Here is a 25,499-nt window from a genome sequence, read left to right as displayed (position 1 = left end):
CGGCGGGAAGGGCGGCAGCGGCGGGGGCGGCGGCATCGGCGGCAGCGCCACGCTCGGCCAGACCGGCGGGGTCGGCGGCAACGGCGGCGGCACCAACGGCAACGGCGGCGACGGCGGCAAGGGCCCCAGCGGCGGTGACGGCGGCAACGGCGGTGCCCTGGGCGCCGGCGGTGCAGCCGGTACCGGCGGCACCAAGGGCGGCGACGGCACCGGCGGAACCGGTGGTGGCGGCGGCACTGCCGGCACCGGTGGTGGTGGCGGCACCCCGGTGGGGGCCGGCACCCCGGGCAACACCGGCGCACCGGGCACCCCCGGCACTCCCGGCGGGAATGGCTAGAACTGCAGCGCGCTGAAACGCCAGTCCAGCACCTGGCGGTCCGGCTCGTCCGGGGTCTCGCTGACCGCGTAGACCAGCGACCGCAGACCCAGCACGCCGCCGTTGGCGGCCGGCTCGGCGGACTCGACGTGCAGCTCGCTGTACAGGGTGTCGCCCTCCCGCACCGGCCCGGTGTGGTCGCAATGCGCCCAGCCCAGGACGGTGGCCAGGTTGGGCAGCAACCGGCAGGCCTGCGCCAGCGCCAGCCCGATGGTATGCCCGCCGTATACCAGCCGCTGCCCGGCGGCCCGCGAATCATGGTGTGTGGCAGCGATGTTCAGTGTCAGCCGGGCCAGCTCGGGCGCGCTGCTGACCAGGTCGGCGGTGCTGTGTAATACCGCACCGGCAATGCCGGCGTCAAAATGCGGACCGGGTACCCGTTGTCGGAAGACGTCGCCGTCCCAGTCGTCGGTCGGCGCGGTTGCCGGCGCCGCCGCGTCGGCGCCGACGGCCGACAGGTCGTCGGCGCGCCCAGATCCGGCCCAGTCCGGGCTGGCGGGCAGCATGGCGCAGCGGTAGAAGTCGAGCACCAACCGGTCGGCCTGGTCGATGGTGGTCATCCGCAGCGCCGCCAGGCCGGTGGGCGCACGGCCGGGTTTGGCCGAATTAGCCCGCAGCCCAACGACTTCGGTGCGGGTGTAGACGGTGTCACCGAGCACCGGGAACCGGTGAAACGTCAGCCCGCGGTAGAACAGGTTGGCCTTGACCCGCGGGGTCACCAGCGTCGACTGCCCGATCGCCAGGTCGCAGACCAGACCCGGATGTGCCAGCGCCGCGGGCGCACCCGTCACCGCCGCGCACAGATCGGCGTCCAGGGCCAGTCGCAACCGGTCCCCCACGATCGCCTGGTGCGCGGCCGCCAGGCCCGGCGACAGCGTCACCGACGGTGCCCAGTCGAACACCTGGCCCACCGAAAGGTCGTCGAAGTAGGGCCCACCCTCGCGTAGTTCGGCGTAAGTCACGGGGTCAATATGGCACAGGTGAACAGTGAACTTGACGACGACGAGGCGATGCTGGTCGCCACCGTGCGGGCGTTCATCGACCGCGACGTCAAACCAACCATCCGCGAGGTCGAGCACGCCAACACCTATCCAGAAGCGTGGATCGAGCAGATGAAGCGGATCGGCATCTACGGCCTGGCCGTGCCCGAGGAGTACGGCGGGTCGCCGGTGTCGATGCCGTGCTATGTCGAGGTCACTCAGGAGTTGGCCCGGGGCTGGATGAGCCTGGCCGGGGCGATGGGCGGGCACACGGTAGTCGCCAAACTGCTGACGCTGTTCGGCACCGCCGAGCAGCAGCAGGCGTACCTGCCGAAGATGGCCACCGGCCAGGTGCGCGCCACCATGGCGCTGACGGAGCCGGGTGGTGGTTCGGACCTACAGAACATCGCCACGGCCGCGCTACCGGACGGCCCGGACACCCTGGTGATCAACGGTTCGAAGACCTGGATCAGCAATGCCCGCCGGTCCGGCCTGATCGCGTTGCTGTGCAAGACCGATCCCCACGCCAGACCGCGCCATAAGGGAATCTCGATCGTGCTCGTCGAGCACGGGCCGGGGCTGACGGTGTCACGCGACCTGCCGAAGTTGGGCTACAAGGGCGTTGAGTCCTGCGAGCTTTCGTTCGACGATTTCCGGGTTCCGGTATCGGCGGTGCTCGGTGGCCAACCGGGCCAAGGGTTTTCGCAGATGATGAAGGGCCTCGAAACCGGCCGGATTCAGGTGGCCGCCCGCGCATTGGGGGTGGCGACGGCGGCGCTGGACGATGCGCTGGATTACGCCCAGCAGCGCGAGAGTTTCGGCAAGCCGATTTGGCGGCACCAGTCGGTGGGCAATTATCTGGCCGACATGGCAACCAAACTCACCGCCGCGCGCCAGCTCACCCGCTATGCCGCAGAACGCTACGACAGCGGGCAGCGCTGCGATATGGAAGCGGGCATGGCCAAACTGTTCGCCTCCGAGGTTGCCATGGAGATCGCGCTGAACGCCGTACGCATCCACGGCGGTTACGGCTACTCCACCGAATACGACGTGGAGCGCTATTTCCGCGACGCGCCGCTGATGATCGTCGGCGAAGGCACCAACGAAATCCAGCGCAATGTCATTGCCGGACAACTGGTGGCGCGAGGCGGAATCTAGCAGCTACAAAACCCGTCGGTGCTGTATATTTGCCTGACTTCAGCAAACCGGCGTGCGAACCAAAGGGGAGGCAGCTGCCATGAGTTATCCGTCAGACCCATACGGTGGTTCGCCAGATTGGCAGCAGTCCCAGCAGCCGGGTCAACAGCCGGGTTGGCAAAGCCAGCCGCCGGGCTACCCGCCGCCGCAGCCGGGTTACCCGGCCCAGCAACCTGGTTACGGCCAGCCCGAACCGGACAACTACCTGGTGTGGGCGATTCTGGTCACGGTGCTGTGCTGCCTGCCGTTCGGGATCGTCTCGATCGTGAACGCCACCAAGGTTTCCGGCCTCTGGGCGCAGGGCCGCTATGCCGAAGCCCAGGCCGCTTCGGCCAGCGCCAAGAAGTGGGCGATCATCGGCGCGATCGCCGGCGTGGTCGTCGGCGTGGTGGTGGGAATCATCTACGTCGTGCTTATCGCGGTGGCGGTTTCGGTCGATCACAACACGCCGTCGACCATCACCACCTATTCCGGGTACTGATCGCCGCGCCCGGCCCAATCCGGCCCGGCCCGGCCCGGCGAATCCGCGTGTGAATCCACGGCTTTGACTGTGCATCCTGGGCGGGAAAGCCGGCCGAAAGCCGCCCTGGATGCACACGGAAATCCCGCTACCCGACCGCGTCCACCAACCCCCAGTCCAGCGCGGTCGCCGCGTCGATGGTCTGGCCGGAGAGCACCAGATACGCCGTGCGCCAACGGCCGATCCGCCGCGTCACGCTCAGCGTTCCGCCGGCTCCCGGAAGCAGCCCCAGGCTCAACTCTGGCAACCCGAACACCGAATCCGGCGCTGCCACAACCCATCCGCAGAACGCCGCCAGCTCCAGCCCGCTGCCCAGCACCTGGCCGTGCACCTCGGCACGACAGGCCCGGCCCAGCCGCGCGGCCAAGGCGTCCAGCAGCAGCGCCGGGCTGTGCCGGGTGCGGGCCAGGTGAGCACTGACAGGGTCGGCGAACGTACCGAACTCCGCGAGGTCCCCGCCGCTGCAGAACGAGGGGCCGTTGCCGCTCAACACGATTCCCGTCACTGACGAGTCCAGCTGCGCCACGGCCAGCGCCTCCAAAAGCGCGGCGCGCGCATCGGTGGAGAACGCGTTGTGCCGCTGCGGCCGGTTGAATCTGATCAGCAGAGTGTCGCCTTCGCGTTGCGCCTGAACAGGGTCGGCGATCTCGGGCATCCGCGCCGGGCCCCGCCCGAGAAGCCAGTGGGCGAACTCCGGGCCGGCCTGCAGCGTCGAATATGCCAGCGACTCGGTCACCACCGCGGCCAGCACAGCACCCCGCGGATCGACCGAGCGCAGCACGTCATCGCACACCGCGCTGGCCTGCGGCCAGCGCTCACAGCGCCGGGTCAGCTCGGCCACCGCGGCGGGCACCGATTCCACGGTGACCACCCGGCGGTCGGCACACGGCACTTCGGTCAATGTGAAAGTCGCTGCCTGCAACCAGGATTCGTCGGATGTCGAACCGTACGCAACGACCACGCCCGGCGGCGTGTCGACACCTGCGCCACCCGCCGCAGACACGTCGACCACCCGGAGCATGGTTTACCCCGAATACTTCTCGATCAGGTCGTTCTTGTACAACTTGCCGGTGTCGGTGCGCGGCAAGTGCGCCTCGAACGCGATCGATCGCGGACACTTGAAGTGCGACAGGCGTTCTCGCAACCAGTCCAGCAGCTCCGCCCCGAACCGCTGGCAAGAGTCAGCGGGATCGACGGTCTGCACAACCGCCACCACCCGCTGACCCATCTCGTCGTCGGGAACCCCGAACACCGCCGCGTCGAGCACCTTGGGATGGGTGACCAACAGATTCTCAGCTTCTTGCGGATAGATGTTGACGCCGCCGGAGATGATCATGTGGTGGCGCCGGTCGGTCAAGAACAGATAGCCCTCGTCGTCGAGGTAGCCGATGTCGCCGACGGTCACCCAGCCGTGCTTGTTCCGTGAGGCAGCGGTTTTCGCCGGATCGTTTAGGTATTCGAACGCAACGCCGCCGTCGAAATAGATCTCCCCCGCTTCGCCGGCGGGCAGTTCGTTGCCGTCGGAGTCCAGGATGTGCACAGCGCCCGCCACTGGTTTGCCCACCGAGCCGGGATGAGCCAGCCAGTCCTCGGCGGTGATCAGCGTCGAGCCGTGGGCTTCCGAGGAGGCGTAGTACTCGTCGATGATCGGCCCCCACCAGTCCATCATCGCCATCTTGATCTGCACCGGACACGGCGCAGCCGCGTGCATCACCCGCTTCAGGCTGGACAGGTCGTACGAATTACGAACGGCCTCAGGTAGTTTCAGCATCCGGACGAACATCGCCGGCACGAACTGGGCGTGGGTCACCCGATGGCGGGCGATGGCGTCCAGCGCCCCCTCGGCATCGAACTTCTCCATCACCACCGTGGTGATGCCGCCGGCCTGCACGCTCATCGACCACACCGATGGCGCGGTGTGATACAGCGGAGCCGGGCTCAGGTACACCGCGTCGGGATCCATCCAGTACCCGACCAGCGCCGACATCATGCCGGGCGCCTCTTCCGGCCGCACGTGCGGCAACTGGCGTTTGATTCCTTTGGGCCGGCCCGTGGTACCCGACGAATACTGCAGCAGGTCGCCCTCGATCTCGTCGGCGATCGGCGTATCAGGTTGATCCGCAACGCATTCCGGGTATCGCTCCCAGCCCGGCAGATCCCCGTCGGCGAGCAGCAACAGCCCGGGCAGCCCGCCCGGCAGGTGTTCGGCCAGGCCCGCGCAGGTGTCGCGCAGTGCCGCCGAGCCGATGATCGCCTTGGCGCTGCTGTTGTCGACGATGTAAGCCGCCTCGGCCGGGGTCAGGTGGGTGTTGATCGGCACGTAGTACAACCCGCTCCGGCGAGCCGCCCACATGACCGCGTGCATGTGTTCGTTGTTCTCCATCAGGATGGCCACGGTGTCGCCCTCGCGCAGACCCGCCTGACGGAACCGGTGGGCCAGCCGATTGGCGCGGGCTTCCAGCTCGTCGAAGCTGATCACGGTGCCTGACGGATGCAGGATGACAGCAGCTTTATCGGCTCCGATGAAGGGGCGGATCTGCATGGGCCGACTGTACGTCGCAGACCGCCGACCACCGGAACAAGGGCGACAATTCCTGCCCCCACCGGCGCAAATCGTTTGTAAAGTCCACCCATGACAGTTCTGCTTGTCAATCCGCCAGGCGCCCGGCCGGACGCCCTGTCGTTCGTCAGCGCAATCAAGCGCACGGATCCCTCGCGGTATTCCTCCATGCCGGTGGAGCACCTCGGGATGATGTCGATCAAGGCGTACGCCAAGGCCCAGGGGATCGAAATCACCTGCGTCAACGGCTTGGTCGACGGCCATGTGACCGTGGCAGAGACCTGGCAGGCCATGGAAAACGCCGTCGGAGCATCGGGCACGCCGCGCCTTGTCGGCTTTTCCTGCATCGACACTCTTCCGGAGGTGCTGTGGTTGGCGCAGCGCGCCCGACAGGCCTGGGCTGGCGTACGAATCGTCATCGGCCACGCCATCGCGACACTCAACTACGAACGCATCCTGCGTCAGCACGACTGTTTCGACTACGTCGTCGTCGGCGACGGCGAGCAGACCTTCACCAGACTGGCCCTGGCCGTGGTAAACGACGCTGCGGCTGAAGACATTCCGGGGCTGGCCCGCCGCGATGAAAGGGGCCAGATCGTCTACGTACCCGCCCCGCTGATCGATCTCGACGAGCTACCGCCTGCGGCTCGTGACGAGTTGCCCACCGTCCTTGCCGACGGCTTCGCCGCCTCCGTCTTTTCCACCCGCGGATGTCCCTACCGATGCACCTTCTGCGGCACCGGCGCGATGTCCGGGATGTTCGGGAAAGACAGTTACCGGGCGAAGTCGGTCGACGTTGTCGTCGACGAGATCGCAGCTCTAGCGTCGAACTTCGACATCGATTTCTACTCGATCACCGACGACCTGTTTGTCTCCAAACACCCCAGTTCGCAGCAGCGCGCCGCGGACTTTGCCGACGCGGTGCTAAGGCGTGGCCTCGACATCAAGTTCATGATCGATATCCGGCTGGACTCCGTTGTCGATCTGGCTCTGTTCAAACACCTGCACCGGGCGGGTCTTCATCGTGTGTTCATCGGCTTGGAGACGGGGTCCTACGACCAACTGCGCAGCTACCGCAAACAGATCCTCGGTCGGGGAAAAGACGCAGCGGACACCGTTCAATCCCTGCAGGAGCTGGGCATCGAGATAATCGCCGGGACCATAATGTTCCACCCCACAGTGCGGCCCGAGGAGCTACGCGAGACAGTCCGCCTGCTCCTGGAGACAAGAAACGGGCTGCCCTTCAAGCTGATGGGCAAAATGGTCCCCTATCCGGGAACGCCGTTGTACCAAGCCTATTCGGATGCCGGGTACCTCACTTCGGAATGGCCGCTGGGCCAATGGGATTTCGTCGACCCCGAGGCGTCGCGGTTCTACTCCGATGTCGAAGCCCGCATCGGCCCCGATCCGGAGCTCACCTTCGATGAGGCGTCGGCGTTCTTCCTGTCCCGGCTCGACGAGTGGGAGGACGTCATCGCCCGCCGAACCGCGGAGGCGCGGGCGTGACGCACGGCATGGTGCTCGGCAAGTTCATGCCGCCCCACGCCGGGCACATTTACCTCTGCGAGTTCGCCCGGCAATGGGTGGACGATCTCACCATCGTCGTCGGCACCCGGGCCGACGAGCCGATTCCGGGCAAGCAACGCGTCAAGTGGATGCGCGAACTCTTCCCCTTCAACCTGGTAATCCACCTCCCCAACGACAACCCGCAGCGCCCCTGGGACCACCCCGACTTCTGGCCCATCTGGAAGGCGACCCTGGAAGACGCGCTACCCAGGCTGCCTGACTTCTACTTCGGTGCCGAGCCCTACAACGCGCAGTTCGCCGAGCTCCTCGGGGCGCGCTTCGTGCCGGTCGATCAGGGCCGCGTGGTGGTACCGATCAGCGCGACCGAAATCCGCGCTGACCCGCTTGCCCACTGGCAGCACATCCCGCGCTGCGTCCGGCCGGCCTTCGTGAAACGCATCAGCATCATCGGACCCGAAGGCACCGGCAAGACCACCCTGGCACGGGCGCTGGCAGAAAAACTCGGAACCAGCTGGGTCCCGGAGCGGGCCAACATATTGCGCGAACTCGACGCACCAGCAGGACTGGACTGGACCGAAATCGCGCGCGGACAGATCGCTTCGGAGCAGGCCCTGGCGCGCGACGCCGATCGCTTCCTGGTCTGCGACACCGATCCGATCGCGACGGCCGTGTGGGCCGAGTTGCTGGCCGGCGGCTGCCCGCCGGAGCTGCGCGAATTAGCCGGACGTTCTTACGATTTGACGCTGCTCACCACTTCCGGGGCCTCCGGCGACGCGTTTTCCGTCCGTTGTGAGCAGGCGCTGCGGGCCGCGGGACGGCGCTATGTGGTGCTCACCGGAAGTTGGGAGGAGCGGGTCTCGACGGCCGTGCGGGCCGTCGAAGAACTCGCCCCTGCCCGTGGGTGAATGAAAGCTACTCAGCCTCGTCCAGGCGGTGCTTGAGCGCGTCGAACTCGTCCTTGATGCCGGTGGGCAGCTTCTCGCCGACGAACTGCAGCCACTCCTCGATCAGCGGAATCTCGTCGCGCCACTCGTCGACACGAACCGTCAGCGCCTCGGCCACATCGGCGGGGTCGGCGTCCAGACCCTGCAGGTCCAGATCCTCGACGGCGGGCACCGTGCCGATCGGGGTGGTGCGGCCGCCGGCGGTGTGCTCGATGCGGTCGACGATCCACTTCAGCACCCGGCTGTTCTCGCCGAAGCCCGGCCACAGGAAGCGGCCGTCGTCGCCGCGGCGGAACCAGTTGACGAAGAACACCTTCGGCAACTTGGACTCGTCGGCGTTCTTGCCCAGGTTGATCCAGTGCTGGAAGTAGTCGCCGACGTTGTAGCCCAGGAACGGCAGCATGGCCATCGGGTCGCGGCGCACGTTGCCGACCTTGCCCTCGGCCGCGGCGGTCTGCTCGCTGCCCAGGGTGGCCCCGATGAACACGCCGTGTTGCCAGTCGCGCGCCTCGGTCACCAGCGGGACGGTGGTCTTGCGGCGGCCGCCGAACAGGATGCCCGAAATCGGCACGCCCTGCGGGTCATCCCACTCCGGAGCCAGGATCGGGCATTGCGACATCGGCGTGCAGTACCGCGAATTCGGGTGCGCCGCTTTGGTATCCGTCTCGCGCAGGATCCAGTCGTTGCCCTTCCAATCGATCAGGTGGTCGGGCTCGCCTTCCAGACCTTCCCACCACACATCGTGGTCGTCAGTCAGCGCGACGTTGGTGAATACGGTGTTGCCCGCCGCGATGGTGCGCATCGCGTTGGGGTTGGACTTCCAGTTGGTGCCGGGTGCCACCCCGAAGAAGCCGAACTCGGGGTTGACCGCGTACAGCCGGCCGTCCTTGCCGAACCGCATCCACGCGATGTCGTCGCCCAGGGTTTCGGCGCGCCAGCCCGGGATGGTCGGCTGCAGCATCGCGAGGTTGGTCTTGCCGCACGCGGACGGGAAGGCAGCGGCGAAGTAGTACGCCTTGTTCTCCGGGGAGATCAGCTTGAGGATCAGCATGTGCTCGGCGAGCCAGCCCTCGTCGTGGGCCATCGCCGAGGCAATGCGCAGCGAGTAGCACTTCTTGCCCAGCAGCGCGTTGCCGCCGTAGCCGGAGCCGTAGCTCATGATCTCGCGGGTTTCCGGGAAGTGGGTGATGTACTTGGTCTCGTTGCAGGGCCACGGCACGTCTTTCTGGCCCTCTTCCAGCGGCGCGCCGACGGAGTGCAGCGCCTTGACGAAGAAGCCGTCGTCGCCGATCTTCTCCAGCGCGGCCTTTCCCATTCGGGTCATGGTGCGCATCGAGACAACGACGTATTCGGAGTCGGTGATCTCCACGCCGAGCTTGGGTTCGTCGGCGCCGAGCGGGCCCATGCAGAACGGCACCACGTACATGGTGCGGCCACGCATACAACCGCGGTACAGGTCGGTCAGGATGGCCCGCATCTCACTGGGGTCTTTCCAGTTGTTGGTCGGGCCGGCGTCGATCTCGCGCTCCGAGCAGATGAACGTCCGGGATTCCACCCGCGCGACGTCGGAGGGGTCGGACAAGGCCAGGTAGGAGTTCTTGTGCTTCTCCGGGTTCAGCTTGGTGAACGTGCCCGCCGCGACCAGGTGGTCGGCCAGGCGCTGGAACTCTTCCTCGGAACCGTCGGCAAACACCACCCGGTCGGGCTGGGTGAGCTCGGCAACCTCCTCCACCCATGCCAACAGCCCCTGGTGCTTCGTCGGCGCGGTATCCAAACCGGGGATGGTCGCTGAGGTCATCGAACTCTCCTGAATTCTGCTGCTAGTTATCGGCTTGTCTGATTGCGTGTAGTCGTTCGTGCATTTGCTAGCACTGCTTATCATCACGGCTAGCGCTTATATACAGGTTATCGCGCATCACTTGTCGTGTAAGGCCTGCAGGGGTATAAGCCTGCTCACAGGACCGATTCAGAAGATGCGGAAAAGTCAGAAACTGCTACCATTCGCGCCCCTCGAAACCCGATCCGTTGGTTTTGCCGTCGAGGCTGTGTATACCCGGTTGCCCCAGTTCTGCACGTACCGCGTCCAGCGCGGCCCTGATGGTCGGCATTTCCCGGTCCCGCAGCGCCGCGGCCCGGGCCGCCGCAATCGCATGCTCGCGCAATTCGCTGTCGATGACGCTGACCTGATCGGCCACCCGGGCGTTCTCGGCTTCGTCGCGGGCACTGAGTGCGGTGCTCAGCAGCGACTCGGTGGCCAGCACCTGACCGGCCACCAGCGCCTCGAGTACCGAGCGCAACGACCCCGCCACATCGCCAGTCCAGCGGTCCAGCAAAGCACGGTCATGCAGTAGTGCACGAGTGCTCACCACCCACACCGCCGCGCCGAGTCCGACCGCCACGCACGCCACGACCACCGCCACCGTCAGCCCGGGCGCCCAGCGGGGCACCAGGCCCGCCGCGAGCCGGCTCAGTGTCAGCGCGACACCCAGTCCGAACCCAGCGCCCAGCAGCATCGTCAGCCGTGTCTCCAGCCGCCGCGATTTCAGCGGCGGGGCGCTGATCGGGACCGTCGGCAGGTTGTCCAGCAGCGGCGGCTCCACCGGCACACCCATCACCTGCGCTACGTCGTCCAGCTGCGCGGCGGTTGCCTCGGCCACCTCGGCGACCACTTCCTGTACCCGGGCGCGGGTGTGGGCCTCGAACCCGGCCATGTCGCGCCGGGGCAGCCCGGCGATGTCCTCCTGCAACTCGGTACGAACCGACGAACAACGGTTGCGTACAAGGTAGGACAGCCCGACGCGCGCCTGCTGGATCTGGCCGCGCAAGGTGATGCTGAGCTCCGACTTCGACTGGCGGCGTTCCCGCAGGGCCGCGCTGCGTTCTGCGCGCAAGGCCTCCACCCGGGCCCCGCGTCCGGCGCCCGCGGCGTCGCGGTCGAATCGCTGAGCGACCTTCTGCAGCCGGGATTCCCACGCGCGCAACCTGTTTCGCCGGGCAATGTCGGAGTCGGCAAGCTGTCTCCGGACAATCCCGCCCAGCTCGTCGACGACCGGCTCGCCCACCTCAGGTGCGGCCGCCACACCCACCCAGGGCACCTGTGTGTAGCGGGGCGCGTATGCGGCCAGCCGGTCGCGGTTGGCGGTCACCGCCTCGCGCCAGTTGAGGTGCACGTCGATCTTGGCCACCACCGCCACCACCACGTCGGTGTGCTCGGCGGCGGCATCCAGTAGCGCGCAGTCGGATTCGGTCAGGGCGGCCGCCGCGGACACCACGAACACCACCGCCATCGGCGCATCACCGGTGCCCAGCTCCGGCGCCTCTATGAAGACCTGATCGGGCAGCCGCTCGCGCAGCGCGGCGGCCACACTGCTGACGCCGGCCAGCCACGGACCGGCTACCAGCACCACCTCACGGCGGTTGATGGCCGGCGCATCCAGTCGTGGGCCGATCGCGGCCACCAACGCGTCCACCTGGGCGGCCGGATCATCGCGGGCCGCGCCGATCACAATGTCTCCCCCGCCGCCGGCCATAGCCGCAGCGATCCGCGCGCGATATCGGTCCCACAGGCCCGGTGCAGGTCGCTCACCGGCCCGCGAGCGTAACGCTGCCAGCGCACCGCCCGCTGCAGCGGCGCGGCCGGTCCCAGTTCCAGCCCGCTGGACGCCAGCACGTCAGCGGCATCAGCCATCCTGGCGACGACGGTGTTGTCGCAGGACGAAAAGGCGTCGATCCCGGGGAGCGAAACGGCCAGGGCTTCCAGCTCGGCGACCGCACGCAGCACGCGGCGGTACCGCGCCTCAGCGCCGGCGGCAAGCACTGCGGCAACGACGGCGTCGACACCGCTGGCCCGCCACAGCAGCGCCGCGACCTGGGCGCGCGAAACGCCGCGGCGCACCGCCGCCACACCGAGCGCGATGCCGAACAGGTCGAGGGTCTCCAGCAGGCGCAGCCGCGCCTGGGCCGGCACCGGAAGCCGGGCCATCAAAAAGCTGTCGTAGCCGCCGTCAAGGCAGGCAGCGCCGGCCGGGTGGACGGCCAGGCCGGCCAGCACCGCCCAGGCAGCCTCGTCGAGCACGGCCACGGCCAGCAACCCGATCATGGGCAGCACCGGTCTGGCGACCAGGTCGGAGAGCCGCGCACAGCGGGCCCCCGCCGCCGCGATCGGCCCGCCCGCCGCGAACCCACACAGGTCGGCCTTGTTCAGCACCACCACCACGGGCGCCCCGATATCGCGCAGGGCATCGCGGTCCTCGGGTTTGACCACCTCCGCGGTGACATACAGCACCACCTCCGCCCGGTTCGCCGAGCGCACCTCGATGTCCGGTGCGGCGTCCACCGCGCGCGCCACGGTGGCCCGACCCACCCCGTCGCGGCCCTGCACAGACACCCGCAAGGGCGCCGCGGCTCGCTCGGAAATGGCCTTTACCCGCAGGTCATCGGTAGCGGCGGCGAATCGCGCCAGCTCCTCGACGAAAATGTGCTGCCCCCGTTCCGTGCAAATCTTGCCCCCACCGAATGGTGACATCTGCGCCGCCCGGACGCGAGCCACCGCTACCAGCCGAAGGCAACTGTTGGGTATCAATCTGGACCACGGGCGGCTACACCAGCGGTTCATGAGCCACCATGGACGAATGCATGCGCAACCCGGGGTGGGGGCACGTCCCGACACACGGGTGGAATCCGAAGTAGGCGGTCCGGACAGCGCATGGGGCTATCTGCCCGCCACCAGCTTTCGGTCGCGACGTTCGGCCCTGTCCAACGCCCAGCGGCAGACGTGGGAGCGGCGCTGGCCGCAGCTCGGCATCGAGGCGTTACCGCGGTTCGGGGCGCCCCTGGACACCCGGGCGTGGTTCGGCCGGGACGCGCCGCTGGTCCTGGAGATCGGCTGCGGCAGCGGCACGTCGACGCTGGCAATGGCCAAGGCCGAGCCGGATATAGACGTGATCGCGGTGGAAATCTACCGGCGCGGGCTGGCGCAGCTGCTGAGCGCGATCGACAGTGAGGAGGTGGGCAACATCCGGTTGATCCGCGGCAACGGGGTCGAGGTGCTGCAGAATCTGATCGCCCCGAACTCGTTGAGCGGTGTGCGGGTCTTCTTCCCCGATCCGTGGCCCAAGGCGCGCCACCACAAGCGCCGGCTGCTGCAGCCCGGCACGATTGCATTGATCGCCGACCGGCTAATCCCCGGTGGTGTCCTGCACGCGGCGACCGACCATCCCGGTTACGCCGAACACATCGCCGAAGTCGGCGACGCCGAGCCGCGCCTGGTTCGCATCGACGATGGCGCGCCCTCGCTGCCCATCTCCGTGGCGCGCCCGATCACCAAGTACGAGACCAAAGCCCAAGAAGCAGGCAGCACCGTCAATGAACTGTTATGGAAACGGCTGACCAAATGAGCCTGACCGAAGAAGTAGCCACACCGTCCGAACCGCTGGCCGAGCGGTCGCTGCCGCCGGTCTTGACCGGCTTCGCCCCGCCCATGGGCCGGGTCCTGCTGGTGTGGGACGCCCCCAACCTGGACATGGGCCTGGGATCGATCCTGGGACGTCGGCCGACTGCGCTGGAGCGCCCCCGTTTCGACGCCCTGGGCCGCTGGGTGCTGGCCCGCACCGCGGAAGTCTCGGCCAGCCGGCCCGGCGTCTCGATCGAACCCGAGGCCACCGTCTTCACCAACATCGCGCCGGGCAGCGCCGAAGTGGTCCGGCCCTGGGTGGACGCGCTGCGCAATGTCGGATTCGCCGTCTTCGCCAAACCGAAGATCGAGGAAGACAGCGACGTCGACCGCGACATGCTCGCGCACATCGACCAGCGCTATCACGAGGGACTTGCGGCACTGGTGGTGGCATCGGCCGACGGTCAAGCTTTCCGTCAGCCGCTGGAGGAAATCGCCCGCGCCGGAACCCCAGTTCAAGTGCTCGGATTTCGTGAACACGCTAGTTGGGCGCTAGCGTCGGATACCTTGGAGTTCGTCGACCTGGAAGATATCGCAGGTGTTTTCCGGGAGCCGCTCCCGCGGATCGGCCTTGATTCGCTACCTGAGCAGGGAGCTTGGCTGCAGCCGTTCCGGCCGCTGTCCTCGCTGTTGACCTCGCGTGTGTGAGCAACCGAAGACCTGAAAACAGAATGCGCGGGTCGCTAACGATCCAGTAAGGAGCTTACGTGTTCGCCTGGTGGGGTCGAACTGTGTACCGCTACCGGTTCATCGTAATCGGGGTCATGGTGGCACTGTGCCTTGGCGGCGGCATTTTCGGGCTGAGCCTGGGTAAGCACGTCACGCAGAGCGGTTTTTACGACGACGGCAGCCAGTCGGTGAAGGCCTCGGTGCTGGGCGACCAGGTTTACGGGCGCGACCGGACCGGCCACATCGTCGCGATCTTCCACGCCCCGGACGGCAAGACGGTCAACGACCCGGCGTGGTCGAAGAAGATCACCGACGAACTCAACAAGTTCGTCCAGGACCACCCCAACCAGGTGCTGGGCTGGGCGGGGTACCTGCGCGCGCCCGACTCGACCAGCTCGGTCATCAAGGGCATGGCCACCGACGACAAGAAGTACACGTTCGTCTCGATCCCGCTCAAGGGTGACGACGACGACACCATCCTGAACAACTACAAGGACATCGCGCCGTCGCTGCAGAAGCTGGACGGCGGCACCGTCCAGCTGGCCGGCCTGGAGCCGGTGGCCGAGGCCTTGACCGGCACCATCGCCACCGACCAGCGACGGATGGAGGTGCTGGCGCTGCCGCTGGTGGCCATCGTGCTGTTCCTGGTGTTCGGCGGCGCGGTCGCGGCCTGCCTGCCGGTCATGGTCGGTGGCCTGAGCATCGCGGGTGCCCTGGGCATCCTGCGGTTGATCGCTGTGTTCGGGCCGGTGCACTTCTTCGCCCAACCCGTAGTGTCGCTGATCGGTCTGGGCATCGCGGTGGACTATGGGCTTTTCGTGGTGAGCCGGTTCCGCGAGGAGATCGCCGAGGGCTACGACACCGAGACCGCGGTCAGACGCACGGTCATGACCGCCGGCCGAACGGTCGCGTTCTCGGCGGTGCTGATCATCGCCTCGGGCGCGAGCCTGCTGATGTTGCCGCAGGGCTTCGTGAAATCGCTGACCTATGCGCTGATCGCGGCCGTCGGGCTGGCCGCCCTGCTGTCGATCACCCTGCTGCCGGCCTGTCTGGCCGTGCTGGGCCGCCACGTCGACGCGCTCGGCGTGCGGACCGCGTTCCGGGTGCCGTTCCTGCGCAATTGGAAGGTGTCCCGGGCCTACCTGAACTGGCTCGCCGACCGGCTGCAGAAGACCAAGACCCGCGAAGAGGTCGAGGCCGGGTTCTGGGGCAAGCTGGTCAACTGGGTGATGCGGCGGCCCCTGGTCTTCGCCATCCCGATCGTCATCGGCATGATCCTGCTGGTCATCCCGCTGTTCAACCTGTCGCTGGGCGGCATGAGCGAGAAGTATCTGCCCCCCAACAATGCGGTGCGCCAGTCGCAGGAGCACTTCGACCAGCTCTTCCCCGGCTATCGCACCAACCCGCTGACGCTGGTCATCCACTCGACCAACCATCAGCCCGTCACCGACCAGCAGATCGCCGACGTCCGCAGCAAGGCGATGACGATCAGCGGATTCATCGAGCCGGACAACAACCCCGCCGATATGTGGCAGGAGCGCGCCCAAGCGCCGGGAGGGTCGAAGGATCCGTCGGTGCGGGTGCTGCAGAACGGGTTGATCAATCCCGGCGACGCGTCCAAGAAGCTCGCCGAGCTACGCGCCATCACCCCACCCAAGGGCATCGAGGTGTATGTCGGCGGAACGCCTGCGCTGGAACAGGATTCGATCCACAGCCTGTTCGACAACATGCCGGCGATGCTCGTCATCCTGCTTACGGCGACCACGCTGTTGATGTTCCTGGCCTTCGGTTCGGTGGTGCTGCCGATCAAGGCCGCGGTGATGAGCGCGCTGACGCTCGGGTCCACGATGGGCATCTTGACGTGGATATTCGTCGACGGCCACGGATCCGGAATCCTGAACTTCACCGCGACGCCACTGACCGCGCCGGTCATCGCGCTGGTGGTGGCGGTCGGCTATGGCCTGGCCACCGATTACGAGGTGTTCCTGGTCTCCCGAATGGTGGAGGCGCGGGAGAACGGCATGTCCACCCAGGAAGCGATCCGGATCGGGACGGCAACCACCGGGCGGCTGATCACCGCGGCCGCGTTGGTGCTGGCCGTGGTCGCCGGTTCGTTCGTGTTCTCCGACCTGGTGATGATGAAGTATCTGGCGTTCGGCTTGATGGCGGCTCTGCTGCTGGACGCGACCGTGGTCCGGATGTTCCTGGTGCCCTCGGTGATGAAACTGCTCGGCGACGACTGCTGGTGGGCGCCACGCTGGATGCGGCGGCTGCAGACCCGCATCGGGCTGGGCGAGATCCGGCTGCCCGACGAGCGCAAACGACCGGCGAGCACGACGCGGCCTCCCGTCACCGCGGGGCTGGTCGCGGCAAGCCCGCGGCCACCGCACGACCCGACTCACCCCGCCGCGCTCGAGGCGCCGCGCCAGACGCGTACCGCCGAGCGGCCCGAGGGTGTGCCCTCGCTCAACGGGCCGTCCAGCGCCAAGACCGCCGCGATACCGAAGCGGTCCAGTGAGCCCAGCGAGCCGCCCACCACGCGCCTGCAAACTCGGCCGTCGCCGCCGTCGGCGGGGCAGACCCGGGCCATGCCCGTTCCAGGGGAGGCCAAGGGCGACCCGGCCGACAAGGACAAGACCGCCGCTATACCGGTCATGCGGGCCGACGCCAACGACTCCGATGCGGCCACCGAGAAGCTGAACGCCCGCGGGCAGGACGACAGCGCGGGGGGCTCTGACAATGGCGGCGACAACACCCGCGGCCGCCGCCGCGGTGGTGGCGGCGGGCTCAGCGCCCAGGATCTGCTGCGCCGCGAGGGCCGGATCTAGCTCTCTAGCCTTTAGCGGCGGTTCGCGTGTGCGCTACCGGCTTCGACTGTGCGCTAGCGGCTTCGCGTGTGCGCTTACGGCTTCGAGTGTGCGCTACCGGCTTCGACTGTGCGCTACCGGCTTCGAGTGTGCGTCCAGGGTGGCGATTCCGCGATTTCACCGCCAACGATTCCCACTCGAAACCGTCAGTTCACACCCGACGCGCGAGCACTCACAGCTTCGTGCAGCTTCGTGCGTGCACTTACCGCTTCGACTGTGCACCGACGGCTTCGCGTGTGCGCTGACGGCTTCGACTGTGCGTCCAGGGTGGCGATTCTGCGATTTCACCGCCAACGATTCCCACTCGAAACCGTGAGTTCACGCTCGACGCGCGAACAACTCGACGCGCGAACCACCCGACGCGCGAACAACTCGACGCGCGAACAAGTCAGCCATCGGGATCGTCGGGTTTGGCCGCCACGATGACGCCCTCTTCCTCGGTCTGCTCCTCGGACTCGGCCTCGGGATCCCGCGCCAGCAATACCTGCATCGCGTTGTTGAGGAACGCCACCGTCGGGACGGCCAGCAAGGCGCCGACGATGCCGGCGAGCACGCCGCCGGTGGAGATGGCCAACACCACCGCCAGCGGATGGATCGAGACGGCCCGGCCCATCACCAGCGGCTGCAGCAAATGTGCTTCCATCTGATTCACCGCGATCAGCAAACCTAGGGTTATCAGCGCGTAGACGAGCCCTTTGGCCAGTAGGGCAACCACCACCGCCAGCAGCCCGGACACCAGGGCACCGATCAGCGGAATGAAGGCGCCGAGAAACACGATCGAGGCCAGCGGCAGAGCCAGCGGTATCCCCATGATCGCCAGGCCGGTACCGACGCCGATCGCGTCCGTCAGCGCCACCAGGAACGTGGCCCGCACGTACCCGATCAGTGACCCGTAGCCGGCCCGCCCGGCCTCCAGCACCCGGTCGCGTACGTGCACCGGGACGAGCTTGGCCACGTACTGCCAGATGTTGCGGCCGCCGTAGAGGAAGAAAATCAGCGTGAACAGCACCAACACCGCCGCGGTGACGAGTTCGGTGATGGTGGCCGCGGTGGACAGCGCGCCGCTGGTCAGCTTGGCCTGATTGTTGCGCAGCGCCTGGATCGCCGCGTTGCCCGCATTCTCGATCTGCTCGCTGCGCAGGTGCGCCGGACCTTGGATCAGCCAGCGGCGGCTGGAGTCGATGCTGTGCTCGACCTGCTTCACCAGATCCGGCAAGCCGGCGATGAATTGGATGATGACAAACGCCAGTAGGCCACCCAGCACCGAGAACCCGCCCAAAATCACCAGCGTCACCGCGACACCGCGCGGAAGGCCGCGGCGGTCCAGCCAGTCCACCACCGGTACCAGCAATGCACTGATCATCATTGCCAGCAACACCGGCACGACAATGACTTCCAGCTTCTTGATCACCCACAACAGCGCCACCGCCGCGGCCAGGATGACCAGCAATCGCCACGACCAGGCCGCGGTCCGGCGAACAAGTGGCGCAACCGAGGCATCGTCGAGGCTTGCCGACATCCGGCAAGCGTAGCTGGATGCAGGCCGCCACGATCCGGTTACGATCCCGGACCGAGCCCGACACAGTCCGCGACGTGCGGCGATGCCCGCGTCACCTGCACCGTTACCCTATTCAGATGTCGCACGGCGCCCCCGCCCGCAAAGGGCTTGCCCAGCGCGAAGAGGTTTCGCGCGGCAAGTACTGGTGGCTGCGCTGGGCGGTCCTGGCGATCGTGGCGATCGTTCTTGCCGTCGAGGTGGCGCTGGTATGGGATCAGCTGGCCAAGGCCTGGATGAGCGTGTACCAGGCCAACTGGTGGTGGCTGGTCGCCGCGATGGCCGCGGCCGCGGCATCCATGCACAGCTTCGCGCAGATCCAGCGCACCCTATTGAAGTCAGCCGGGGTGCACGTCAAACAACTGCGCTCGGAAGCAGCCTTCTACGCCGCAAACTCACTGAGCACCACGCTGCCGGGCGGGCCGGTGCTCTCGGCCACTTTCCTGCTGCGTCAGCAACGCATCTGGGGCGCCTCGTCGGTGGTGGCGTCCTGGCAGCTGGTGATGTCCGGGCTGCTGCAGGCGGTGGGCCTGGCGGTGCTCGGGCTGGGCGGCGCGTTCTTGCTGGGCGCCAAGAACAACCCGTTCTCGTTGCTGTTCACCCTGGGCGGTTTCATTGCGCTGTTGCTGCTGGCGCAGGCGGTGGCGTCGCGGCCGGAGCTGATCGAGGGAATCGGCACCAGGGTGCTGTCCTGGGTCAACTCGATTCGCGGCCGGCCGGCCGACGCCGGGCTGGACAAGTGGCGCGAGATCCTCATGCAGCTCGAGTCGGTCAGCCTGAGCCGGCGCGACCTGGGAGTGGCGTTCAGCTGGTCGCTGTTCAACTGGGTCGCCGACGTCGCATGCCTGGCCTGCGCGGCCTACGCCGCCGGCGACCACGCCTCGCTGGCCGGACTCACGGTGGCTTATGCGGCCGCCCGCGCGGTCGGCACCATTCCGCTGATGCCGGGCGGGTTGCTGGTCGTCGAGGCGGTGCTGGTGCCTGGGCTGGTCTCCAGCGGCATGGCGCTGCCCAACGCCATCTCAGCGATGCTGATCTATCGCCTGATCAGCTGGCTGTTCATCGCCGCGATCGGCTGGGTGGTGTTCTTCTTTATGTTCCGCACCGAGAAAGTCGGCTCGGAGAGCGACGATGACCCGCCCACCGACCCGGAACTGCGGCTACCCATCCAGCAGACCGGGCTTTCCGACGACCCGGCCGAAACCGCCCTGCAAGGGCCGTTGCCGCCGCCCGATCGTCGGCCCTATACCGACCGCACGCAGCATCGATAGCTCAGCCGGCGCGCTTTGCCGGCGCCGGGCCGGGAACCGGCGCCGTCGCGGCCGGCGGACTCACCGCAGTGCCGCCGCCGATGGCCCCCGGCACACCCGGCAGACCCCCCGCACCCTGGGCCGCCTGCGCCAGCCCGAGCGCCTGCGGAAGGGCGATCGGCAGCTTGCACCGGCCCGACAGCGTCGTCAGCGGCTGCGAAAGTCCTTGCAGATCGCTGGCAACTTTGGGGTGGGTGTCGAAGTAGCTCTTCAGCGACCCGAGCGATTGCGGGCCGCCGGGCTGCTGCAGGACGGCGGTCATCGCCTGGTTGGTCTCGGGATGGGCGTCCAGGTAGTCGCCGGTCTGCTTGGCTACCGACCCCACGGTCCTGGCGACTTCACTTGCCGCACAGGGATCTGTGGCACTTTGGGCCGACGGAGTGCCCGACGGCAGCGCCAGCCAGACGCCCGGCAGCGCCCCGGCGATCAGTGCCGCCAACAGTCCGCGGCGCACGATGGTAACGGTCGGCTTCATGCATTAATCCCTTCGAAACCCATCTGGTTGGTTCCAGATCCCCCCGGATCGATGGCGCAGCGCCACCACAAGACCAAGGATGATCCTGCCACAGCGCCCGTCGGGCGCTGAATCGTTGCAGCTCAGCAACCTTGAAGCCGACATCATCCACAGCTCGCTGCGGTAGGCTCGCTGCACGCAGTGCGCGAGAAATCGCGAGAAATACGGGGAGTTCGACATCCAGCAGTTCATGATGCGCCTGAGCCGCAACCTGCGCAGATTCCGCTGGTTCGTGTTCGCCGGCTGGCTGCTCACCCTGGTGCCGGCCATCTATCTGGCGATGACGCAGTCGGGGAATCTCACCGGTGGCGGCTTCGAGGTGGCCGGCTCGCAGTCGATATTCGTGCACGACCAACTCCTCGCCCAATACCCACAGCTCGGGGCGTCGTCGCTGGCGCTGGTGGCGGCCCCGCGCGCCGACGCCAGCTACCAGGACATGAACGACGCGGTGGCCCAATTGCGCCAGATCGCCGGCGAGTTCCCCGGCGTCACCGAGGCACCCAACCCCACCCAGCGCCCGCCGCGGCCGGACCGGCCGTATGTGGTGTCGCTGCGGCTGGACGCCCACAACACCGGCACCAGCGACGTCGCCAAGAAGCTGCGGGAGAAGGTCGGCGTCAAGGGCGATCGGTCCGGGCAGACCGCCAACGGCCACGTCCGGCTCTACGTCATCGGGCAGGGCGCGTTGACCGCAGCGGCGGCGGCCAACACCAAACACGACATCGCCGCCGCCGAACGCTGGAATCTGCCGATCATCCTGGTCGTGCTGCTCGCGGTGTTCGGTTCGCTGGCCGCCGCGGCTATCCCGATGACGCTGGGGATCTGCACCGTCGTGGTGACCATGGGCCTGGTCTTCCTGCTGTCCACGCACACCACCATGTCGGTGTTCGTGACGTCGACGGTGTCGATGTTCGGCATCGCGCTCGCGGTGGACTACTCACTGTTCATCCTGATGCGCTTCCGTGAGGAGCTGCGCTCCGGGCGGCAGCCTGCTGAGGCGGTAGACGCCGCGATGGCCACCTCGGGCCTGGCGGTGGTGCTGTCCGGGATGACCGTCATCGCGTCGCTGACCGGCATCTATCTGATCAACACCCCGGCGCTGAAGTCGATGGCCACCGGCGCGATCCTGGCGGTCGCGGTTGCGATGCTGACGTCGGCCACGCTGACGCCGGCGGTGCTGGCGACGTTCGGCCGCTCGGCCGCCAAACGGTCGGCGCTGCTGCATTGGTCGCGGCGCCCGGAAAGCACCGTGTCCCGGTTCTGGACGCGCTGGGTCGGCTGGGTGATGCGCCGGCCATGGATGTCGGCGCTGGTGGCGTCGGCCGTATTGATCCTGATGGCGGCTCCGGCGACGTCGATGGTGCTGGGCAACAGCTTGCTGCGCCAGTTCGACTCGTCGCACGAGATCCGCGCCGGAGTGGCGGCCGCATCCCAGGCGCTCGGGCCCGGTTCCCTGGGGCCGGTTCAGGTGCTGGTCACGTTCCCAGAGCGAAACGCTTCCGAACAGGCCCAAACCATCGCCGCGATCCGTCAGCAGATGACGCAGGCACCCGACATCGCCTCGGTGGCACCGCCGGAATTCGCCGACGACAACCGCAGCGCCCTGATCAGCGCGGTGCTGACGGTCGATCCCGAAGATATGGGCGCGCGCCACACGGTGGATTGGATGCGCAACCAGCTGCCCAAAGTCCCCGATATCGGTTCGGCGCAGGTGTCCGTCGGCGGCTCGACCGCGCTGATCAAGGACTTCGACGACCGGGTGTCGGCGACCGAGCCGCTGGTGCTGGTGTTCGTGGCCGCGATCGCGTTTCTGATGCTGCTGATCTCGGTGCACTCGGTGTTGTTGGCGTTCAAGGGCGTACTGATGACGCTGCTGTCGGTGGCGGCCGCCTACGGCAGTCTGGTGATGATCTTCCAGTGGGGCTGGGGCGAGCGGCTGGGCTTCCCGCACCTGACTTCGATCGACAGCACCGTGCCGCCGCTGGTGCTGGCGATGACGTTCGGGTTGTCGATGGACTACGAGATCTTCCTGCTGACCCGCATCCGCGAACGGTTCCTGCAGACCGGCCACACCCGCGACGCCGTTGCCTACGGCGTGAGCACCAGCGCGCGCACCATCACCAGCGCCGCGCTGATCATGATCGCGGTGTTCTGCGGCTTCGCGTTCGCCGGAATGCCGCTGGTCGCCGAGATCGGCGTGGCCTGCGCGGTGGCGATCGCCGTCGACGCCACCATCGTGCGGCTGGTCCTGGTGCCCGCCCTGATGGCGATGTTCGCCAAGTGGAACTGGTGGCTGCCGGGCTGGTTGGGCCGCGTGCTGCCGTCGGTGGACTTCGACCGGCCGCTGCCCGAGGTCGACCTGGGCGGCGTGGTCGTCATTCCCGAGGACATCACCGCCGCGATCGCGCCCAGCGCCGACCTGCGCATGGTGATCAAGTCGGCGGCCAAGCTCAAACACCTTGCGCCCGATGCCATTTGCGTGACCGACCCGCTTGCCTTCACCGGTTGCGGCCGCGCCGACAAGGAGCCCGAACCCGTCGCCGCCGAAACCGCGGCGCTCGCCGCGCCGGCAACCAAGATCGGTCTCGCCTACCGCACTGGCCTGGCCCGGGCGATGTCGTGGGCCGACCGCCCGGTGCACCCGGTCACCGTGTGGCGCGGGCGGCTCTCGGTGGCACTCGATGCCCTGGAAACCAACGGAACGGCCCGCGGCACGTACCAGCGGCGCAGTCCGGTGGAGACCACCAATGTCCAATTGCCCACCGGCGACCGGCTGCAAATCCCCACCGGAGCCGAAACGCTGCGGCTCAAGGGCTACTTGATCATGTGCCGTAACAGTCGCCGCGACTTTGCCGAATTTGCTGACATGGTCGACGTGATGGAACCCGAGACCGCGGCGGTGGTGCTGGCCGGAATGGATAGGTATTACTGTTGTCAACCGCCCAGACGGCAATGGATGGCCACCCAATTGGTGCGTCGGCTGGCCGATCCGAACCCCGCTGACCTCGACGAGGAAGGGGCCGAGGCCGACGCCAAGGCAAACTGGGAGGACGTCAGGCAACGCTGCCTGTCGGTGGCCGTGGCAATGCTGGAGGAGGCGAGGTGACGTTGGCAGCAGACCGACGCGCCGCACCGCGGCAGCAACGCCCCGACCCGCCGGGCGGGCCCGCTCTGGACCAGCCGGTGGAGTTCTGGCCCACCGCGGCCATCCGCTCGGCTCTGGACGGCGGCGACATCGCCACCTGGAAGCGCATCGCCGCGGCGCTCAAGCGCGATCCCTACGGGCGCACCGCTCGCCAGGTGGAAGAGGTTCTCGAGGGCGCGCGATACGGCATCTCCAAGGCACTGTGGGAAGTGCTGGACCGCGCCCGTACCCACCTGGAGGCCAACGAACGCGCCGAGGTGGCCCGCCACGTCAAGCTGCTGATGGATCGGTCCGGGCTGGGGCAGCAGGAATTCGCGTCCCGCATCGGGGTGGCCGCCGAGGACTTGGCCGCCTACCTCGACGGCAGCGTGAGCCCGTCGGCCTCGTTGATGATCCGGATGCGCCGGTTGTCGGACCGGTTCGTTCGGGTGAGGAACACCCGCGCCGCAAATTAGACGCCGCTAGCGGGACCTGATGGCGCAGCTCCTCAGCGGGCCGGCGGCCCGCATCGTCGCTAGCGCGCGCTGATCGGCGCCACGTCCAGCACCAGCCAGTCGTTGCCGCGCTTGGTCAGCGCCACCCGAACCGCCGGCGCCGCCTGACTGCTCGGCTGGCCGGGCACGTTCTGGGTTACCCGCAGGATGACCGCCACACTGGCCGCCGACGGACCCAGCGCCTCTACCCCGGCCGACAGCGTCGCGGCCTGCGCGGTTACCTTGCGCTGGGCCAGGTCGGCGCTGGACTTGGTGTATTGCTCCTTGAACGCATCGGCACGTTCGGGCACCATCATCGCCGCGGCCTTGTCGACGGAGGCGTTGGGTGCGGTCGGCGAGAACGACGCCACCGCCTCGGCCATCCCCGAAGCGACCTGCACGACGGTGCGGGAGTCACGCTTGAAGTCCTCGTCCGGCGTCGTCCAGTGGTTGTAGCCGGTGAGCACCGCCGCCGCCAGCGCCGCCGTGCACAGGAACACCACGGCCAGCCGCAGCGCGGGCGCGTCGTCGTCGGTGCCGATGGTCACCGCATCGCGGCGGAACAGCCAGAAGTTGATGGCCATGCCCTCGACGATCAGCAGCACCAGCACCGAGCACGCCGAAACCCACCACCACGGCCACTCGAGGACGAGTCCGATCGCCACCAGCGCGGCGATCGCGGCCAGCGGGGCCGCGATGTCGAAGGCCGCAAGCCGCCACGCGTTCCTCATCGGATGGTCTCCAGCTGGGAGATCATCAGCTTGCCGTCCACGTTGGACACGTCGAGTCGCAGGCTCCAATGCACGGTCTGGGGTTTGGCGCCGGCGTTCTCGGCGACCGATGTGGCCACCACCATCACCGAGTCGGTCCGGGTCGCGAACGCGGGCAGTTTCGTCGTGACGACGGGCCGCGAAGCGCCGGGCTGGGTGTCCAGGTCGTGGTGCACTGTTTCGACGGCCACCGCGTCGATGCGGCCGGTGCTGTGCGTCTGCAATTTCTCCACCACCTGCCGGTAAGGCTGTACCGCGGCGTCGAAGTCGGTGTTGAGTTGGCCGACCGTCCCGTCGTGCAGGCGCTGCAGGCTGGTGTCGACGTTGCCGGCGTTCATGTTGATCAGCACATCCGTCCAGGCGGCGGCGGCCGCGATGACGCGGGTCAGGTAGGCGCGTTCGCCGGTGGCGTCGCGGTGCGCGTTCCAGATGAACACCGCCAGCACGATCGCGGCGACCGACACCAGGCCCAGCACGGTCGAGGCGATGCCGTAACTGGAGAACATGCCGCCCGCCGCGCTCTCGTCTAAGTCGTCGTCTGAGTCCGCTTCGTCGTCGGCCGCGTCGGTGTCCGGCTCGGTTTCGTCCAGGTCAGGCATGGCCCCGATCGTTGCACCCGAAACGAGATGGAAGGATGGCG

21 protein-coding genes are annotated in these 25,499 nt (G+C 67.6%); 11 read left to right on the top strand and 10 right to left on the bottom strand.

Annotated elements, in window-relative coordinates:
• Positions 1-337 (top strand): hypothetical protein (locus BST12_RS32180; RefSeq protein ID WP_211281336.1); only part of this gene is annotated, 337 nt, incomplete at its 5' end.
• On the opposite strand, the gene BST12_RS22235 is transcribed toward BST12_RS32180, so the two are convergent.
• Complete coding sequence (locus tag BST12_RS22235) at positions 334-1,338, bottom strand: MaoC family dehydratase (protein WP_083115426.1); 1,005 nt, start codon at positions 1,336-1,338, stop codon at positions 334-336. The two genes, BST12_RS32180 and BST12_RS22235, sit on opposite strands and share 4 nt — an antisense overlap.
• 9 nt (positions 1,339-1,347) lie before the next feature.
• Here BST12_RS22235 and BST12_RS22230 point away from each other — a divergent pair, with 9 nt between their 5' ends.
• Positions 1,348-2,514: an acyl-CoA dehydrogenase family protein gene (locus tag BST12_RS22230; protein WP_083115425.1), complete on the top strand. Its 1,167-nt coding sequence runs from the start codon at positions 1,348-1,350 to the stop codon at positions 2,512-2,514.
• A 79-nt stretch (positions 2,515-2,593) separates the two neighbouring features.
• On the top strand, positions 2,594-3,034 hold the full coding sequence (locus BST12_RS22225) for a CD225/dispanin family protein (RefSeq protein WP_083115424.1): 441 nt from the start codon (positions 2,594-2,596) through the stop codon (positions 3,032-3,034).
• 127 nt (positions 3,035-3,161) lie between these two features.
• Here the strand turns inward: BST12_RS22225 and BST12_RS22220 are convergent, their stop codons facing one another.
• On the bottom strand, positions 3,162-4,094 hold the full coding sequence (locus BST12_RS22220) for an enoyl-CoA hydratase/isomerase family protein (protein WP_083115423.1): 933 nt from the start codon (positions 4,092-4,094) through the stop codon (positions 3,162-3,164).
• 3 nt (positions 4,095-4,097) lie between these two features.
• The gene (fadD4, locus tag BST12_RS22215; RefSeq protein ID WP_083115422.1) at positions 4,098-5,615 is read right to left on the bottom strand and encodes a fatty-acid--CoA ligase FadD4; all 1,518 of its coding nucleotides are present in this window, start codon (positions 5,613-5,615) and stop codon (positions 4,098-4,100) included.
• 90 nt (positions 5,616-5,705) lie between these two features.
• On the opposite strand from fadD4, the gene BST12_RS22210 reads away from it, so the two are divergent.
• Complete coding sequence (locus tag BST12_RS22210) at positions 5,706-7,139, top strand: B12-binding domain-containing radical SAM protein (protein WP_083115421.1); 1,434 nt, start codon at positions 5,706-5,708, stop codon at positions 7,137-7,139.
• A complete protein-coding gene (locus tag BST12_RS22205) occupies positions 7,136-8,065 on the top strand; it encodes an AAA family ATPase (RefSeq protein ID WP_083115420.1) in 930 nt (309 codons plus the stop codon). The genes BST12_RS22210 and BST12_RS22205 overlap by 4 nt, the downstream gene beginning before the upstream one ends.
• Before the next feature lie 7 nt (positions 8,066-8,072).
• Here the strand turns inward: BST12_RS22205 and BST12_RS22200 are convergent, their stop codons facing one another.
• The 3 genes from BST12_RS22200 to BST12_RS22190 form a co-directional block, all read right to left on the bottom strand.
• Positions 8,073-9,902: a phosphoenolpyruvate carboxykinase (GTP) gene (locus BST12_RS22200; RefSeq protein WP_083115419.1), complete on the bottom strand. Its 1,830-nt coding sequence runs from the start codon at positions 9,900-9,902 to the stop codon at positions 8,073-8,075.
• A 196-nt stretch (positions 9,903-10,098) separates the two neighbouring features.
• Entirely contained in the window at positions 10,099-11,610 is a 1,512-nt protein-coding gene (locus BST12_RS22195; protein ID WP_083115428.1) for a hypothetical protein, read from the bottom strand.
• Positions 11,607-12,629 (bottom strand): hypothetical protein, encoded by a 1,023-nt coding sequence (locus tag BST12_RS22190; RefSeq protein WP_083115418.1) that lies wholly within the window; start codon positions 12,627-12,629, stop codon positions 11,607-11,609. Before BST12_RS22190 ends, BST12_RS22195 begins: the two co-directional genes overlap by 4 nt.
• Positions 12,630-12,717: 88 nt before the next feature.
• Between BST12_RS22190 and trmB the strand changes: the two genes are divergently transcribed.
• The 3 genes from trmB to mmpL3 are packed head-to-tail and all read left to right on the top strand — an operon-like array spanning position 12,718 to position 17,053.
• Positions 12,718-13,500, top strand: coding sequence for a tRNA (guanosine(46)-N7)-methyltransferase TrmB (trmB, locus tag BST12_RS22185; protein ID WP_083115417.1), 783 nt, complete (start codon positions 12,718-12,720; stop codon positions 13,498-13,500).
• The gene (locus tag BST12_RS22180; protein WP_083115416.1) at positions 13,497-14,204 is read left to right on the top strand and encodes an NYN domain-containing protein; all 708 of its coding nucleotides are present in this window, start codon (positions 13,497-13,499) and stop codon (positions 14,202-14,204) included. Before trmB ends, BST12_RS22180 begins: the two co-directional genes overlap by 4 nt.
• Before the next feature lie 59 nt (positions 14,205-14,263).
• Positions 14,264-17,053, top strand: coding sequence for a trehalose monomycolate exporter MmpL3 (gene mmpL3 / locus BST12_RS22175; protein ID WP_083115415.1), 2,790 nt, complete (start codon positions 14,264-14,266; stop codon positions 17,051-17,053).
• Positions 17,054-17,480: 427 nt separating this feature from the next.
• On the opposite strand, the gene BST12_RS22170 is transcribed toward mmpL3, so the two are convergent.
• On the bottom strand, positions 17,481-18,611 hold the full coding sequence (locus BST12_RS22170; RefSeq protein WP_083115414.1) for an AI-2E family transporter: 1,131 nt from the start codon (positions 18,609-18,611) through the stop codon (positions 17,481-17,483).
• Between the two features lie 116 nt (positions 18,612-18,727).
• Here BST12_RS22170 and BST12_RS22165 point away from each other — a divergent pair, with 116 nt between their 5' ends.
• Positions 18,728-19,918 carry a lysylphosphatidylglycerol synthase transmembrane domain-containing protein gene (locus tag BST12_RS22165; protein WP_083115413.1) on the top strand — a complete coding sequence of 397 codons (1,191 nt, stop codon included), beginning with the start codon at positions 18,728-18,730 and terminating at the stop codon, positions 19,916-19,918.
• Between the two features lies 1 nt (position 19,919).
• On the opposite strand, the gene BST12_RS22160 is transcribed toward BST12_RS22165, so the two are convergent.
• Positions 19,920-20,432, bottom strand: coding sequence for a hemophore (locus BST12_RS22160; protein WP_083115412.1), 513 nt, complete (start codon positions 20,430-20,432; stop codon positions 19,920-19,922).
• Positions 20,433-20,661: 229 nt separating this feature from the next.
• Here BST12_RS22160 and BST12_RS22155 point away from each other — a divergent pair, with 229 nt between their 5' ends.
• A complete protein-coding gene (locus BST12_RS22155; RefSeq protein ID WP_083115411.1) occupies positions 20,662-23,577 on the top strand; it encodes an MMPL family transporter in 2,916 nt (971 codons plus the stop codon).
• Positions 23,574-24,071: a transcriptional regulator gene (locus tag BST12_RS22150; protein WP_083115410.1), complete on the top strand. Its 498-nt coding sequence runs from the start codon at positions 23,574-23,576 to the stop codon at positions 24,069-24,071. The genes BST12_RS22155 and BST12_RS22150 overlap by 4 nt, the downstream gene beginning before the upstream one ends.
• Before the next feature lie 59 nt (positions 24,072-24,130).
• Here the strand turns inward: BST12_RS22150 and BST12_RS22145 are convergent, their stop codons facing one another.
• Positions 24,131-24,820, bottom strand: coding sequence for a hypothetical protein (locus BST12_RS22145; RefSeq protein WP_083115409.1), 690 nt, complete (start codon positions 24,818-24,820; stop codon positions 24,131-24,133).
• A complete protein-coding gene (locus tag BST12_RS22140; RefSeq protein ID WP_083115408.1) occupies positions 24,817-25,458 on the bottom strand; it encodes a hypothetical protein in 642 nt (213 codons plus the stop codon). Before BST12_RS22140 ends, BST12_RS22145 begins: the two co-directional genes overlap by 4 nt.
• Positions 25,459-25,499 lie beyond the last annotated feature (41 nt).

This window comes from Mycobacterium angelicum (genome assembly GCF_002086155.1).
Classification (GTDB): domain Bacteria; phylum Actinomycetota; class Actinomycetes; order Mycobacteriales; family Mycobacteriaceae; genus Mycobacterium; species Mycobacterium angelicum.
This window is presented reverse-complemented; position numbering and strand designations above follow the sequence as displayed.

What these genes read in the sequence shown, in the direction of transcription:
- trmB (WP_083115417.1), top strand. Translation starts at nt 12,718, where the DNA reads ATGAGCCACCATGGACGAATGCATGCGCAACCCGGGGTGGGGGCACGT.
- BST12_RS22225 (WP_083115424.1), top strand. Translation starts at nt 2,594, where the DNA reads ATGAGTTATCCGTCAGACCCATACGGTGGTTCGCCAGATTGGCAGCAG.
- BST12_RS22190 (WP_083115418.1), bottom strand. Translation starts at nt 12,629, where the DNA reads ATGTCACCATTCGGTGGGGGCAAGATTTGCACGGAACGGGGGCAGCAC.
- BST12_RS22165 (WP_083115413.1), top strand. Translation starts at nt 18,728, where the DNA reads ATGTCGCACGGCGCCCCCGCCCGCAAAGGGCTTGCCCAGCGCGAAGAG.
- BST12_RS22230 (WP_083115425.1), top strand. Translation starts at nt 1,348, where the DNA reads ATGGCACAGGTGAACAGTGAACTTGACGACGACGAGGCGATGCTGGTC.
- BST12_RS22220 (WP_083115423.1), bottom strand. Translation starts at nt 4,094, where the DNA reads ATGCTCCGGGTGGTCGACGTGTCTGCGGCGGGTGGCGCAGGTGTCGAC.
- fadD4 (WP_083115422.1), bottom strand. Translation starts at nt 5,615, where the DNA reads ATGCAGATCCGCCCCTTCATCGGAGCCGATAAAGCTGCTGTCATCCTG.
- BST12_RS22200 (WP_083115419.1), bottom strand. Translation starts at nt 9,902, where the DNA reads ATGACCTCAGCGACCATCCCCGGTTTGGATACCGCGCCGACGAAGCAC.
- BST12_RS22160 (WP_083115412.1), bottom strand. Translation starts at nt 20,432, where the DNA reads ATGAAGCCGACCGTTACCATCGTGCGCCGCGGACTGTTGGCGGCACTG.
- BST12_RS22180 (WP_083115416.1), top strand. Translation starts at nt 13,497, where the DNA reads ATGAGCCTGACCGAAGAAGTAGCCACACCGTCCGAACCGCTGGCCGAG.
- BST12_RS22140 (WP_083115408.1), bottom strand. Translation starts at nt 25,458, where the DNA reads ATGCCTGACCTGGACGAAACCGAGCCGGACACCGACGCGGCCGACGAC.
- BST12_RS22155 (WP_083115411.1), top strand. Translation starts at nt 20,662, where the DNA reads ATGATGCGCCTGAGCCGCAACCTGCGCAGATTCCGCTGGTTCGTGTTC.
- BST12_RS22170 (WP_083115414.1), bottom strand. Translation starts at nt 18,611, where the DNA reads ATGTCGGCAAGCCTCGACGATGCCTCGGTTGCGCCACTTGTTCGCCGG.
- BST12_RS22210 (WP_083115421.1), top strand. Translation starts at nt 5,706, where the DNA reads ATGACAGTTCTGCTTGTCAATCCGCCAGGCGCCCGGCCGGACGCCCTG.
- BST12_RS22145 (WP_083115409.1), bottom strand. Translation starts at nt 24,820, where the DNA reads ATGAGGAACGCGTGGCGGCTTGCGGCCTTCGACATCGCGGCCCCGCTG.